The organism is Cobetia sp. L2A1 (genome assembly GCF_009796845.1).
Classification (GTDB): domain Bacteria; phylum Pseudomonadota; class Gammaproteobacteria; order Pseudomonadales; family Halomonadaceae; genus Cobetia.
Genome location: NZ_CP047025.1, coordinates 55729 through 69506, shown reverse-complemented (window position 1 = coordinate 69506; position 13778 = coordinate 55729). Strand labels below are relative to the sequence as shown.

Genomic DNA, 13778 nt, shown 5'->3' with positions numbered 1-13778 from the left:
GGTATTTTGTGTATATTGCACTGGATGCTCAAACCCATCGCTTCACGCGTGGGACTCACCTTTCAGTATCAATTGGTAAGCGCACACTCTCTCTTGTACCCGATGATACTAGTGCCGAAGGCCGGAAAAGCGCGCCTTGATCTGGTCTGCACTCTCGTGGGAAAGATCCTTGTCGAGCGTCTCCGTCACCAACTTGGTCACTGGCTTGTCCAGCTTGTCGCGTAGTACTCCGAGGAAGCCGGGGGCAGCTGCAATGATCAATTCATCAAACTTGCCACTATTGGCAGTCTGCTTGAGATATTGGGCGACTTCCTTGGCAAAGAAAGCTTGATGTTTATCAGAGGTAGCGCCGTCGTCGCCGGTTTGGTGGAGACTGCCATGCCCACCGCTCGACTCGCCCTTGCCTCCGGTTCTCAAGTCACCAGTATGCTGGCGACTCTCTGGATGGACGAGGGTTTCCACCTCGATGATCTTGCCTGCGGTTCGTTCAAAAATCCGAGCGCGAGCGGCATCGGCAGCAACGATGTAAGTAACCATTTACACACTCCCTATCTCTTGCGAGGCGTTAGTGATGAAGCAGGTAACTACTTTATTTTTCATGTTCACAGCAAGACATGCTGCCGAGACAGCGCACATTCAACCCCGAGTGATATTTACTGCTCACCGACATGAGCGTCGCGTCTTCGGGACATGACGCCATTGGCGAAGTGCGTGCTAACATCCCCGCAACCGCAGATCTCAGCGATAAACGCACGCCGAGATACCATTCTGCATCGGCTTTTAGCCATCTTTCTATCTGCTGCACTCTTCCGGAGAACTTCCGATGCGTAATCTGCTGCTGATGCGCCGCCCGCTGCCACGCCGCGTGCTGGTCACTGCTCACCTCATGCTTCAGCTAGGCCTGCTGGCTAGCGCTGCTGGCTGGACCCTGCAGCACCTCACGCCGATAGGCCCCGACAACTCGTTGCTGGCCCAGTGGCCGGTACTGGCACAGGGTATCGGCGGCTTTCTGCTGGCCTTCGTGCTCACCCGCCTACTCTTCGAGTTGCTGATGTCACCTCACCACCTCATGAGCGTACGGGGTGCCGCGCCGACACTGGATGCTGCAGCACTGGTCACTCGCTCTACCTCGCGGCGTCCGGCCGTCCATGACAACGATGACAGCTGGGTCGGTCAGCCGCGCAGCGTCACCTGGCCGCGTGAGGGCAAGGAGATGCCCGCGGAGTCGCAGTCTTCCCCGGCATCCACCGCACCGCATACGGCAACTCCGGCCAAGCCTCAGGAGCCAAGCATGGGAAATGACGCCGAGCTGCCTACCACGGTCGCCGAGCAGCCTAGCCGCACCGAACCCAGTCTCTAACGGCTCATGCTATAAAAGAGGCGGCCAGTATGTGAGTCATCACTTACTGGCCGCCTCTTCAGCACAAAAAGCCCCACGTGATATTCACGTGGGGCTTTTTGGTTTTCAATCAGCACGACTCGCAAGCACAGCTGATGGCAGGTATGGCTGATTGGCCCTTCCCCTCCTGCTCTGCTCGTCTTGGCTCAGATCAGTGACCCAATATCTGACTGAGGAACAACTGGGTGCGCTCCGACTGAGGATTGTTGAAGAACGGCTCCGGTGCGTTCTCCTCAATGATCTGCCCTTGATCCATGAATATGACCCGGTCTGCCACGGTCTTGGCAAAGCCCATCTCGTGGGTCACACACAGCATGGTCATGCCCTCGTTGGCGAGCTCGACCATGACATCCAGCACTTCCTTGATCATCTCCGGATCCAGTGCGGAGGTCGGCTCATCGAACAGCATCACTTCCGGGCTTAGACACAGTGAGCGCGCAATCGCTACGCGCTGCTGCTGGCCACCCGATAACTGCCCTGGAAACTTGTGTGCCTGGTCCGCGATACGCACGCGCTCCAGGTACTGCATCGCTTCAGCCTCAGCCTCCTTGCGCGCACGCTTCTGCACCCATATCGGTGCCAGGCAGCAGTTCTCCAGCACGGTCAGGTGCGGAAACAGATTGAAGTGCTGAAACACCATGCCGACGTTGCGACGAATCGCCTCGATCTGCTTGATGTCCTGGGTCAGTGGCATGCCATTGACCACGATGTCACCTTCCTGATGCTCCTCGAGATGATTGATGCAGCGAATCATCGTCGACTTGCCTGAGCCTGACGGCCCACAGATGACGATACGCTCACCCTTGCGCACGCTCAGGTTGATATCACGCAGTACGTGGAAGTCGCCGTACCACTTGTTGAGCCCCTTGATTTCGATCATCGGGCGCTCGTGGTCTGTAGTGTTATCTCGAGATGCGGTTGTTGTCGTTGTCATGATAAGAATTCCTTGGCGCCGTGATCAGCGCTTCTTGTGACCGGTATGCAGCAGGTGCTCGAGATACTGGCTGTAGCGAGACATGCTGAAACAGAAGACCCAGAAGATAAGCGCCACGAAGGCATAACCTTCGATGGAATACCCCAGCCACTTGGGGTCAGCCAGACCGGCCTGCACGATGGCCAGCAGATCAAATAGTCCGATGATCAGTACCAGCGAGGTATCCTTGAACAGCGCGATAAAGGTATTCACGATGCCGGGAATCATCAGCTTTAGCGCCTGAGGCAATACGATCAACCCCATGTTGCGCCAATAGCCCATGCCCAGTGCCATACCGGCTTCACTCTGGCCCTTGGGAATCGCCTGCAGTCCACCACGCACCACCTCGGCCATATAGGCACTCTGGAACAGGGTGATGCCGATCAGTGCGCGCACCAGCTTGTCCAGATTGACCTCTCCCGGCACGAATAGCGGCAACATCACTGATGCCATGAACAGCACGGTGATGAGCGGTACGCCACGCCAGAACTCGATGAACACCACACAGATGCTCTTCACGATCGGCATATCGGAACGACGCCCCATTGCCAGAAGAATACCCAACGGCAATGCCCCCACGATACCGACGACCGCCAGTACCAGCGTCAGCATCAAACCACCCCACTCGTGGGTGCCCACTACCTCAAGCCCAAAGCTGCCACCATGTAGCAGGAAGAAGGCAATGAAGGGGAACACCGCCAACGTGGCGATGGCGACCAGTCCTTTGGCGGGCATTTTCGGAATTGCCAACCAGGCCATCAACACCGCAAAGATGGCAAAGACGATATCGACTCGCCAGGTCAGCTCTTCTGGATAAAAGCCATAGATGAACTGATCAAGACGTGCACTGATGAAGACCCAGCAGGCGCCTTCACCCGTGCAATCGGCACGTGTCGTTCCACTCCAGCTGGCATCGATCAGCGCCCATTGCACGCTGGGCACTATCAGCAAATAGACGAGATAGAGCGCGAACAGGGTAAACAGCGTATTGATTGGCCCAGCAAACAGATTGGTACGCAGCCAGGCAATCGCACCGATGCTATCGCTGGGTGCCGAGCGTGCATCGATCATTTTTTCGGTAACCCGTGAAAGGGGCTTTTCAATTGACATGGGCAGACCCTCAGCGCTCGACCAACGCCATGCGGGCGTTGAACCAGTTCATGAACATGGAGACCAGCAAGCTGATGGTCAGATATACCAGCATCGTCATGGCAATGACTTCGATGGCCTGACCGGTCTGATTGAGCGTAGTGCCGGCAAACACCGACACCAGGTCCGGATAACCAATGGCCGTCGCCAGTGACGAGTTCTTGATCAGGTTCAGATACTGGCTGGTCAGCGGCGGAATGATGACGCGCAGTGCCTGTGGGATGACCACCAGTCTCAACGTCATTCCATTGCTCAGTGATAGCGCGCGCGACACCTCCGTCTGACCATGAGGTACCGCCTCGATGCCGGAGCGCACGATTTCAGCGATGAAAGCAGCGGTATAGACCGACAGTGCCACCCAAAGCGCCAGGAACTCGGGCACGACGGTAATGCCGCCGCGGAAGTTGAAGCCCTTGAGTTCTGGCATTTCCCACGTCAACGGCATACCCATGACCACGTAGGCCAGCAGCGGTGCGCCAATGATCAGCCCCAACGAAATCCAACCTGCGGGCAAGCGCTGCCCGGTCTGTGCCTGACGCTGCCGATTCCAGTAGATGAAGACACCGCTGGTCACGATAGCCAGCGCAAGCACCGCCAACACGACGGAGAAACCTGCTCCCGCGATCGGCGCCGGCACATACAGCCCGCGCACATTGAGGAAGATAGCCTCGCCCAGCGACAGCGAGCCACGCGGGCTTGGCAGTGCCCGCAATACCGCGAAGTACCAGAAGAAGATCTGCAGTAGCAACGGAATGTTGCGGAAGATCTCGATATAGACCGCCGCCAGCTTGGAGATGAGCCAGTTGGGCGATAAACGGGCGACCCCCATGACGAAACCGATCACGGTCGCCGTAATCACGCCCAAGGCCGAGACAAGCAGGGTATTGAGCAGACCGACGATAAAGGTATCGCCATAGGTGGACTGCTCGGAATAGTCGATCAGGCTCTGCAGAATGCCAAAGCCTGCGGTGTTATCAAGGAAAGCAAAGCCAGTGGTGATACCACGACTTTCAAGATTGGTCAGGGTATTGCTGACGATCAATGCCAGCACGCCGAACACGCCTCCCAACATCAACAGCTGAAAGATCAGTGCTCGCTTGGCCGGGTCACGCCAGAAAGGCGGTTTGACCTTGGCTGGCGGGTGAGAAGCAGGGTGTGTCATACAGGCAATCTCCGCCGGAAAGCTATGTGACTTCTGCCTACTGCCCTGTCGAGCGGTAGATCAGTTATCTCTCAGCACTCGGTGAATGGTTCAAACGGTCACGATGGGTAAGTCAGGCGGGGCTTCAATGACACTGGCCAGGGAAGATAGCCTGATGGCCACCTCTCCCTGGCCAGCGTCCTTGCTCAGCCTGCTGCACAAGACAGAGAATCCGCTTTACCTAATGAAGCGAAGCTCAGTAGATCAGCGAATCGGCGGGGCGTACTGAATACCGCCATTGCTCCACAGTGCATTCAAACCACGCTCGATATTCAGCGCGGAGCCTGTACCCACATTGCGTTCAAACATTTCACCGTAGTTACCGACTTGCTTGATCACCTGATATGCCCAATCTGCTGATAGACCCATGGCCTCGCCATAGTTGCCATCGGCTCCGACCAAGCGGGCAATGTTCGGATTGCTATCGGCCTTCATGGATTCAACATTCTCGGACGTCAGGCCCATTTCTTCCGCGTTGATCTGAGCGAACAGGGTCCATTTCACGATGTTGAACCACTGATCATCACCCTGACTTACGACGGGGCCCAGCGGCTCCTTGGAAATGACTTCCGGTAGCACCATTGCGGCAGCCGGATCAGCAAGCTTGATACGCAGGGCATAAAGCTGGGACTGATCGGAAGTCAGTACGTCGCAACGGCCTGCCTCAAAGCCTTTGACGGTCTGATCGGAGGTATCGAAAACGACTGGCTCGAACTTCATGCCATTGAGGCGGAAATAGTCGGCCAGGTTCAGCTCGGTCGTGGTACCGGACTGGATGCAGATGGCTGCGCCATCCAGCTCCTTGGCGCTGGCGACACCGAGATCCTTGCTGACCATGAAGCCCTGGCCGTCATAATAGTTTACGCCGGCGAAGTTCAGGCCCAGTGAAGTATCGCGTGTAGCGGTCCAGGTGGTGTTGCGTGACAAGACATCGATCTCGCCGGACTGCAGTGCGGTGAAGCGCTCCTTGGCCGTCAGCGGTATATAACGCACCTTGCTGGCGTCGCCGAATACTGCAGCAGCCACACCACGGCATACATCGACATCGAGGCCCTGCCAGTTGCCAGCATCATCCGGTGCCGAGAAGCCCGGCAAGCCGGTACTGACGCCACACTGGACAAAACCCTTTTCCTTGACGCTATCCAGAGTCGCTGCGCTGGCGCCACTGGCTACAACGGTAGCCAGAAGGGCGGCGCTAACGATCAGCAGTGGCTTCTTATTGTTATGCATCATGAATCCCTCGCGTATGTCTGGGTTCCGCTCGAAAATCTTTCCGATACGGATGTGGTGCAATGCTATGCATGGCACCCCTCGACAATAGCAAGCTGCGTTCCAATTTCCGCCTATCGCGTAATTCACTACGTTCAACGCTTGAAAAACCACTAAAAGACAGTGAAAAAGGCCAAAGATGGTAAGAGAGGCCAAGGATAGTATGGCGTGCTTGGCGCGTAGATGGTGCCGTTATTCGGCATGTTCGCTTCATATCGGTGCAAAATAAAAACGGCCGTTTCATAATGAAACGGCCGCTTAGGTTTTCTTCTGGCTCTCAACAGGACAGCTGCGACCAATGTCTCAGCCTTCCCGCATCAACGCTGACTCATCCAGAAGCACTCAACATGCCGCTGAAAATCGATCATTTTTCCAGCAAGCGCTGCATGAAGGGCGGCAGTACCAACGCAGCGCGATGCCCTTCCACCGTGTAGAAATCGCGCGCGAACGTTGCCGCCGCCGCGTCTTCTTCACGGAAGGCTTTCACATCACATCCCTTGCCGGCGAGCGTGCAGCTCCACCAGCCGGACGGATACACCGGCTGCGGAAACGGTAGCGTGGCTACGCTATCAAAACCGGCCTCGCCCATATCATTACGTAGGTCCTTGATGATGGAGTCGGTGTGATACAGCGGCGATTCGCTCTGCTGCACCATCAGGCCGCCCTGCTTGAGGATACGGTGACAACGCTTGAGGAAGTCAGTCTTGAACAGACCTTCCGCCGGACCGACCGGGTCAGTAGAGTCAACGATCATCACGTCGATGCTTTCGTCCGGGCAATTGTCGACCCACTTCACGCCATCTTCAAACAACAGCTCAGCGCGCGGATCATCGTTGGAATCGACCAATGCCGGGAAGAACTTCTCAGAGGCACGTGTAACCGCTGGATCGATATCGATCTGCGTCACTTTCTCCACGCCCGGGTGCTTGAGCACCTCACGCAGCGTACCGCAGTCACCACCACCGATGATGACAACGCGCTTGGGTGCAGCATGGGCGAACAGCGCCGGGTGCGACATCATCTCGTGATAGAGGAAGTTGTCGCGATCGGTCAGCATCACGCAGCCGTCCAGCACCATCAAATTGCCGTAGGTCTCGGTGGCATAGACTTCGAGGTGCTGATAGGGAGTCTGCTCGTCATGCAGCTTGTGGCTGACCTTGAGCGAGAAGGCGCTGCCGTGGCGATCGAAGATTTCGGTAAACCAGGAGCCATCGAGACGTTCGGTCATGGGGACCCTCGCAATGGATATCGGGAATCGGGATATCGAGGTATGAATCGGGATGGTATCTAGTACATCAAGAACTAGAGCATCGAATGAGCCTTGCCGATAATGCATCAGCGTGGCGCAGGCGCTGCACCATAGCCAAAGACAGACGGAGTGGAAAGACCTGATGCATGACAATTACACGACAGCCATGCATAGGCGAGAGTTCAATTGAGGTGGGAAGTCTGCTTTACGCGCAGCAACCCCAGCACCAGACGACCACTCAGATGCAAACCCAGCCCGACCAGAATGCCACCGAGATCAGCGACAGCATCCAACACTTCGGCGCCACGATAGGGAATCAAGAGCTGCAGACATTCGATGCCGACACCCAGCAACAGCAGTGCCGGCAGAATAATCAGGCTGGAAATTCCCGATAGCCGTGTCATCAGCGCGAGTAGAACAAAAGCCGAGAAATGCTGCAGCTTATCCCACGGGAAGGTCTGCTCCGGATGCGGCTCGCCCGGAGAGAGCGTGCCGAAAAGGATCAGCAACAGGCATAGCAGCGCCACGAACGCCCAGCCACGGCGAGGAACGAGGCGCTGCTCGGCTGATGTCACGTCAGCTGCGTGCCAACGGAGTGGCATTGGCAATGTCGTCCTGATGATACGCGGGGCTCAGCTCGTGCAGTGCGTCCATCAAGGCATTGACGTTACCGGGATCGGTAAACTGACTGATGCCGTGGCCCAGGTTGAAGATGTGGCCCGGGCCCTGACCGTAACTGTCGAGAATACGGCCGACTTCGGCGCGGATAGCCGCCGGTGAACCGAACAGTGCGTTGGGATCAAGATTGCCCTGCAGTGCCACACGATGGCCGACGCGCGCGCGGGCGCTGGACATTTCGGTAGTCCAATCGAGACCGACAGCATCACAGCCACTGGCCGCGATATGCTCGAGCCACTGACCACCATTCTTGGTGAACAGAATCACCGGTACACGGTTGCCTTCGCTGTCCGGCTTGAGACCAGCAACGATCTGCTCCATATAACGCAGTGAGAACTCGAGATAGGCCGGCGTGGACAACGTGCCACCCCAGGTATCAAAGATCTGCACGGCTTGAGCACCGGCGGCGATCTGAGCATTCAGATAGTCAGTGACGGCCTGTGCAAGCATATCGAGCAGCTGATGCATGGCTTCCGGGTTGGAATACATCAGCCCCTTCACATGGCGGAAATCCTTGCTGGCACCGCCCTCTACCATATAGGTCGCCAGCGTCCACGGACTACCGGAAAAACCGATCAACGGCACGCGACCATTCAACTCACGACGAATCGTGGACACTGCGCGCATGACGTAATCGAGGTCACGCTCGACATTGGGCAAGCTCAGTGCCTCGATTTCCGCTGCGGTACGCACCGTCTTGCGGAATTTCGGCCCTTCGCCAGTCTCGAAGTAAAGACCCAAGCCCATCGCATCCGGAATCGTCAGGATGTCGGAGAACAGGATGGCGGCATCGAGCGGGAAGCGCTCCAACGGTTGCAGCGTTACCTCGCAGGCACGCGCGGTGTCCATGCACAGGTCCATGAAACCACCGGCCTGACCACGGAGTTCACGGTACTCCGGCAGGTAGCGTCCAGCCTGGCGCATCATCCAGACAGGTGTACGGTCGACGGGCTGACGGGCCAGCGCACGCAGGAAGCGATCATTCTTCAGGGTCATCGGAATCACACATCAGCTCGGGAATGTAGAAGCATTCTATCAGAGCCTGAGCAAAATCCCGCCAATCGCCATGATGCATCAAATGTATTGGCATTCGTGCAAATTCCCCTCTCACGTCACGTTACGTAACCCCTGATGCGCCGAACACCCCCATTGTCGTGATAGCGGCAACAACGCTTTTCCTTACAGGGCGATGAGTCGGGCGCTTCAGACTGGTAAACTCCCCGCATGACTGCATGCTGTCTGCCGAATGCCTCGCACCACCGCCAGCGCACTTCGAGATAACAGCATGCCCGCGCTTTTTTAGCCCGACACATGCTCGGGCGTTCGAGGTGAACAGTGACTATTCGATTCATCGCCGCCTCGCGGCTGCCAACGCCCTGGGCGACCTTCACCATGCATGGTTTCGAAGACGAGACCACCGGCAAGGACCACATCGCGCTGACACTGGGCGAGATCGATGATGGCGCGCCAGTGCTCGCCCGCGTGCATTCGGAATGTCTGACAGGCGATGCCCTCTTCTCCATGCGCTGTGACTGCGGCTATCAGCTGCAGGAAGCGCTCAAGCGCATCGCCGCCGAAGGCCGCGGCGTGCTGCTCTACCTCCGCCAGGAAGGGCGCGGTATAGGGCTGCTCAACAAGATTCGCGCCTACGAACTGCAGGATGGTGGTGCTGATACCGTTGAAGCCAACGAGCGACTGGGGTTCGGTGCCGACATGCGCCGCTACGATATCTGCGTACCGATGCTTGAGCACCTAGGCGTTCACACGCTCAAGCTGATGACCAATAACCCGCGCAAGGTGGATGCCCTCACCCGTGATGGCGTCACTATCAGCGAGCGTCAACCCATCACCACAGGCCTGAACCCGCATAACGAGCAATATCTTTCCACCAAGGCTGACAAACTGGGCCACATGATGGCGCTGGATGACTTCACTCAGGCCAGTGACGTGGATATCGAGCGTCGCAACTAGTCCTAAGAGCCTCGGCGGCCAAGACTAGCGCTAGTGAAGGCAAAGACTCTTGGCCTCAGAGTTATCAACCTCGTTATCAACCTCCCGCGCCGTTCATTTCTGGATAAGTGGCCGATCGTCGTGTCGGCTGCTTATGCACTAAGCCACAATGGCGTTAGCACGATGCCATACGTGACTCATCGCGACAGCATTGCCTTGACAAGATAGCCAACAGAGTTCGCAAGATGGCCATGCGTGAAATGACGCCGTCACTCGAGGAGGAGTAATCTAGAGGTGAACCCGCGCCGGAGGCCGTGCCATGCGCAACGATTCGTTATCGTCTTCTTCTTTATCCACACCCCCATCGCCGCCTTCTGATCAGAGGGACGACGGCGATTCACAGCCTGCCCTCTATACTCATCTTGAAGAATGGCTGCACAGCGCCAGTCATGGCATCGGTGCCGTGATGGGGTTGATCGGCATGATCGTGCTCATCGTGATGGCCAGTCTGGCGACAGAAGCTGATCCGTGGAAGATTGTCAGCGTCAGCCTCTACGGTGTCACGCTGGTGGTGCTTTATGCCGCCTCGACGCTCTATCACGGCATTCGTCATCCACGTCTCAAGTATGCTTTTCAGCTAGTGGATCACTGCGCCATCTATTTGCTGATCGCCGGCACCTACACACCTTTCTTGCTGGTCAATCTGCGCGGTCCTACCGGCTGGACGCTGTTTGCCATCATCTGGTCTCTCGCGCTCGGCGGCATCTTTCTCAAGCTGCGCTGGCCAGAGCGTTTCAGCACTCTACGCGTCACCGTCTATCTATTGATGGGGTGGCTGATCGTATTTGCCTCACCCATGCTGGTGGATCAGCTTTCCGAAAACGGGCTGATCCTGCTGGTCGCTGGAGGGATTACCTATACGTTAGGCGTGATCTTCTTCCTGATGACGCAGCTGCGCTATCACCATGCGATCTGGCATCTGTTCGTGCTCGGTGGCAGCACCTGCCACTTCTTTGCCATCTATACCGGTGTACTGCCTTACACCGTCTGAGCACTTCACTGGGCAGAAGTAGTCTATCGCGGTGACTTCTGCCCTGACCTACTTCTGCTCAGATCTGCTTCTGCCCAGTGTTATTCCTGCCCGCTAGCCCCTCCCCTACCTTCCACCGTCGGCGTCGACCTGATGATTTTCTGCGCACTATTCTTGCTCTGTGAAAATCGGCAAGCGATAGCGTGTGCCTCGTCCAACGCCATAACTTTCCAATACCTGCTTGGCCGTCAGGTCTGCCAGATCACGCGCTGCGGTGGGATCAGAGGTTGCGACCAACGCACGATATTCCGCACGACCTATGCCTTCTTCGTCATCGCGCTCCAATAGCGTCAGTACCAATTCACGCTGACGTGAGTTCAGCGGTGTACGTGCATGCTGCAGCCATAGCCGTTCAGAACGTTGTACACGTTGATAATGGAAGGAGGTACGTCGCCCTCCCTCACGCAGCCGGGCCATCCACCACTGTACCCAGGCATTCATATCGCCGGGCAATTCCTCTACCGCCTCACCATTCAGGGCGCGATCCAGCATCGGTGGCAACTGACGTCCGCTGGCAGATTCATCCGGCTTGCCAAAACAGTGCTGTTCCAGCTCACGCAGCGCATCTTGATGTTCAAGCACTACTGCGAACAATGACTGACGACGCCAACACAGCTGCTCCAACGCCTCCCCGCCGAGCTGCTCACCAACCTTTCCTGACCATTCGCTTTGCTGTTGTAGCGCACCCAGCGCATCAATGCGGGTTAGCCAGCGCATCAATAACAGGCGTCCGATCAAACCATTGCCTATTGCCAGCGGTGATAGTGCCTGCCAGTGCGCATGCAGCAAGAGAGCATTCAAGACACCCGGGTTATCCACATCCGGCTCTTCTGCTGTCAAACGCGCCCAAAAGGCAGCGAGCTCTTCTTCTAGCTCTTGTGGCGTGGTCGCCGGCGCGCGATAGCGCAAACGCTTGATCCCATAGCGCCCACTGACAGCCTCATAGGCCCCGGCACGCCATGCGCCCAACTGCTGGCCACTGCTGCGCGGTAGAAAAGGGCCCAGTCGTCGATGCCACTCCAATACCTGCTCTTGCTGTAACGGCTGAAAGGCAGTGCGAACAACCTCAAGCGTGACATCAGCAAATACGTCAACACCGGGTGACTGTCCGCGAGGACTCTCCTGCTGCCCGGTCTCCAGTCCCAGTGCTTGATACAGCGCATCACGCAATGCTGCGCGACTGAGCACTACACCAGACAGCTGGGCACTGGATTCCATCTCTTCGCTGAGCAAGGTCGCCTCAAGGCGCAGGCGCTGTCGCGGGTAAAGGTGCTGCCCTTGAGCCACCAACGGAGACATGACTGCCTGCGTCGCCGCCAGCGGCCCCAGCAGAGCCATGACCGTCAATCGACCCTGCGGCCAGTCGTCCTGCTGCCATATCCACATAAGTTGTTATCTCCATTGATCTTTTTCCAGGTGATGATAACAAAAGATGCGCAACAAAACACTTTACGCTTCATATTTAGATACGAAAAAAGCAATAAATGGAATCATGGAGTGCACTTTAACCCGCGGCATGTCAGACAAAGCAATCTCATCCTTCAATTGCATGATTCTTCTCGCTTATCTCCTGATGAAACCCTTCTCTATGCATGCCGACAACCGAGATGGATCAATTAATACGCATCGATGCACAAACACCGCATTTACGAATCAAATAAAGAGTCAAAACTGGTAAATAAGCGCATCAAATGGCCTTTCCTATGCCATTCTGTCTCTACTCTCTCCCTCTTTCTTTCCCTTTCCATTTCCGGAAGCTCTCTTCGCCCCAACGAAAAAGATGGTGGGCGTCATGAAATGCTCGACATCGCGGTAAGTACGGCCACGTCATCCGCACGGGCCACTCATTTCATCCATAATCCTGGCTACACATTGCATTCATACGGCCAACAAGCCTCTCTACGGACTAAAAACGAAAAAGGCGCCATCCTGATATCAGGATGGCGCCTTGGCGCTTCAGCGGCCTTCTAGAGCCATTTCATTCACTCAATACTGCGTCGTCGTGTCACTAGGTAATGTTATCCCTCATTCTCGGCGCACAGAGGCTGGCATCAAGCCTTCTGCCGCTCACTGGCCGCCAGGGCTTCACGCTGTCGTGCACGCTCACATGCCGGACGCGCTAGCGCCTCTGACGCCCATTTTTCCAGCATTTCAGGTATCGGCTGACCTGCTTTCTGTGCCCACCCCAGCGTCTGCGCCAAGAAGAGGTCAGCAAGGGTGAATTCATCACCCAGTAGCCAGCCACGTCCGTCAAAACGACGCGACAAAGCCGCCAACGCTCGCTGAAACTCCCACTGTGCCGTCTGCTTCACTGCATCACAACGCTGCTCTTCCGGCAGGGCAAAGGTGTGCTTGGCCAGCGTCCACAACGGCTGCTCGAGCTCGGTAGTAAGGAAGCTGAGCCACTGATCAAGCTGTGCCTGCCCGGCCAGCGATGGCGGCATCAAGCGGCCTTCACGAGCGGCCAAGTAACGGCAAATGGCGCTTGACTCAAACAGCGTCACTTCATCGTCCACCAATGCGGGCGCCTTGCCGTCCGGGTGAATCGCCAGATACTCAGGGCTACGTCCTTCTCCCGCCTTCAAATCGAGACTGTGTACCTGATACTCGAGGCCCAACTCCTCAAGCGTCCAGGCAACACGTAGTGAGCGGGAGTTGGGATAGCTGTAAAGGGTCGTCAACATGGCAAAAATGACTCCAGAAAGATGGATGGCGAACCGGACCATGAATAGCACAAGACATCTCACAGAAAAGTGCATCAGGAGACATCAAAAGAGCGAAACCTAGCATGGTGTGATATGGATTGGCTGGCCAGAAAAG

General features: G+C 56.6%; 13 protein-coding genes. 3 read left to right on the top strand and 10 right to left on the bottom strand.

Annotation, left to right across the window (positions count from 1 at the left end; translation table 11 throughout):
* Positions 1-108 precede the first annotated feature (108 nt).
* Positions 109-537, bottom strand: a complete 429-nt coding sequence (locus tag GQR90_RS00310) for a host attachment protein (RefSeq protein ID WP_158772410.1) — start codon at positions 535-537, stop codon at positions 109-111.
* 286 nt (positions 538-823) lie between these two features.
* Here GQR90_RS00310 and GQR90_RS00305 point away from each other — a divergent pair, with 286 nt between their 5' ends.
* Complete coding sequence (locus GQR90_RS00305) at positions 824-1360, top strand: hypothetical protein (RefSeq protein ID WP_158772409.1); 537 nt, start codon at positions 824-826, stop codon at positions 1358-1360.
* Between the two features lie 190 nt (positions 1361-1550).
* Here the strand turns inward: GQR90_RS00305 and GQR90_RS00300 are convergent, their stop codons facing one another.
* The 7 genes from GQR90_RS00300 to hemE form a co-directional block, all read right to left on the bottom strand.
* Positions 1551-2279, bottom strand: coding sequence for an amino acid ABC transporter ATP-binding protein (locus tag GQR90_RS00300; RefSeq protein ID WP_158775194.1), 729 nt, complete (start codon positions 2277-2279; stop codon positions 1551-1553).
* A 78-nt stretch (positions 2280-2357) separates the two neighbouring features.
* Positions 2358-3482 carry an amino acid ABC transporter permease gene (locus GQR90_RS00295; protein ID WP_158772408.1) on the bottom strand — a complete coding sequence of 375 codons (1125 nt, stop codon included), beginning with the start codon at positions 3480-3482 and terminating at the stop codon, positions 2358-2360.
* Positions 3483-3492: 10 nt separating this feature from the next.
* A complete protein-coding gene (locus tag GQR90_RS00290) occupies positions 3493-4683 on the bottom strand; it encodes an amino acid ABC transporter permease (protein WP_158772407.1) in 1191 nt (396 codons plus the stop codon).
* Positions 4684-4926: 243 nt separating this feature from the next.
* Positions 4927-5952, bottom strand: a complete 1026-nt coding sequence (locus GQR90_RS00285) for an amino acid ABC transporter substrate-binding protein (protein ID WP_158775193.1) — start codon at positions 5950-5952, stop codon at positions 4927-4929.
* Between the two features lie 403 nt (positions 5953-6355).
* Positions 6356-7219: a polyamine aminopropyltransferase gene (gene speE / locus GQR90_RS00280; RefSeq protein WP_158772406.1), complete on the bottom strand. Its 864-nt coding sequence runs from the start codon at positions 7217-7219 to the stop codon at positions 6356-6358.
* Positions 7220-7422: 203 nt separating this feature from the next.
* Complete coding sequence (locus GQR90_RS00275) at positions 7423-7842, bottom strand: hypothetical protein (RefSeq protein ID WP_158772405.1); 420 nt, start codon at positions 7840-7842, stop codon at positions 7423-7425.
* Entirely contained in the window at positions 7817-8914 is a 1098-nt protein-coding gene (hemE, locus tag GQR90_RS00270) for a uroporphyrinogen decarboxylase (RefSeq protein ID WP_158772404.1), read from the bottom strand. Before hemE ends, GQR90_RS00275 begins: the two co-directional genes overlap by 26 nt.
* Positions 8915-9253: 339 nt before the next feature.
* Between hemE and ribA the strand changes: the two genes are divergently transcribed.
* Positions 9254-9889, top strand: a complete 636-nt coding sequence (ribA, locus tag GQR90_RS00265) for a GTP cyclohydrolase II (protein ID WP_158772403.1) — start codon at positions 9254-9256, stop codon at positions 9887-9889.
* Between the two features lie 298 nt (positions 9890-10187).
* Complete coding sequence (gene trhA, locus GQR90_RS00260; protein WP_158772402.1) at positions 10188-10919, top strand: PAQR family membrane homeostasis protein TrhA; 732 nt, start codon at positions 10188-10190, stop codon at positions 10917-10919.
* A gap of 147 nt (positions 10920-11066) precedes the next feature.
* On the opposite strand, the gene GQR90_RS00255 is transcribed toward trhA, so the two are convergent.
* Complete coding sequence (locus GQR90_RS00255; protein ID WP_158772401.1) at positions 11067-12344, bottom strand: DUF4172 domain-containing protein; 1278 nt, start codon at positions 12342-12344, stop codon at positions 11067-11069.
* A 665-nt stretch (positions 12345-13009) separates the two neighbouring features.
* Positions 13010-13642 carry a glutathione S-transferase family protein gene (locus tag GQR90_RS00250; protein WP_233266361.1) on the bottom strand — a complete coding sequence of 211 codons (633 nt, stop codon included), beginning with the start codon at positions 13640-13642 and terminating at the stop codon, positions 13010-13012.
* Positions 13643-13778: the final 136 nt, after the last annotated feature.

What these genes read in the sequence shown, in the direction of transcription:
- GQR90_RS00310 (WP_158772410.1), bottom strand. Translation starts at nt 537, where the DNA reads ATGGTTACTTACATCGTTGCTGCCGATGCCGCTCGCGCTCGGATTTTT.
- GQR90_RS00305 (WP_158772409.1), top strand. Translation starts at nt 824, where the DNA reads ATGCGTAATCTGCTGCTGATGCGCCGCCCGCTGCCACGCCGCGTGCTG.
- GQR90_RS00300 (WP_158775194.1), bottom strand. Translation starts at nt 2,279, where the DNA reads ATGATCGAAATCAAGGGGCTCAACAAGTGGTACGGCGACTTCCACGTA.
- GQR90_RS00295 (WP_158772408.1), bottom strand. Translation starts at nt 3,482, where the DNA reads ATGTCAATTGAAAAGCCCCTTTCACGGGTTACCGAAAAAATGATCGAT.
- GQR90_RS00290 (WP_158772407.1), bottom strand. Translation starts at nt 4,683, where the DNA reads ATGACACACCCTGCTTCTCACCCGCCAGCCAAGGTCAAACCGCCTTTC.
- GQR90_RS00285 (WP_158775193.1), bottom strand. Translation starts at nt 5,952, where the DNA reads ATGCATAACAATAAGAAGCCACTGCTGATCGTTAGCGCCGCCCTTCTG.
- speE (WP_158772406.1), bottom strand. Translation starts at nt 7,219, where the DNA reads ATGACCGAACGTCTCGATGGCTCCTGGTTTACCGAAATCTTCGATCGC.
- GQR90_RS00275 (WP_158772405.1), bottom strand. Translation starts at nt 7,842, where the DNA reads ATGCCACTCCGTTGGCACGCAGCTGACGTGACATCAGCCGAGCAGCGC.
- hemE (WP_158772404.1), bottom strand. Translation starts at nt 8,914, where the DNA reads ATGACCCTGAAGAATGATCGCTTCCTGCGTGCGCTGGCCCGTCAGCCC.
- trhA (WP_158772402.1), top strand. Translation starts at nt 10,188, where the DNA reads ATGCGCAACGATTCGTTATCGTCTTCTTCTTTATCCACACCCCCATCG.
- GQR90_RS00255 (WP_158772401.1), bottom strand. Translation starts at nt 12,344, where the DNA reads ATGTGGATATGGCAGCAGGACGACTGGCCGCAGGGTCGATTGACGGTC.
- GQR90_RS00250 (WP_233266361.1), bottom strand. Translation starts at nt 13,642, where the DNA reads ATGTTGACGACCCTTTACAGCTATCCCAACTCCCGCTCACTACGTGTT.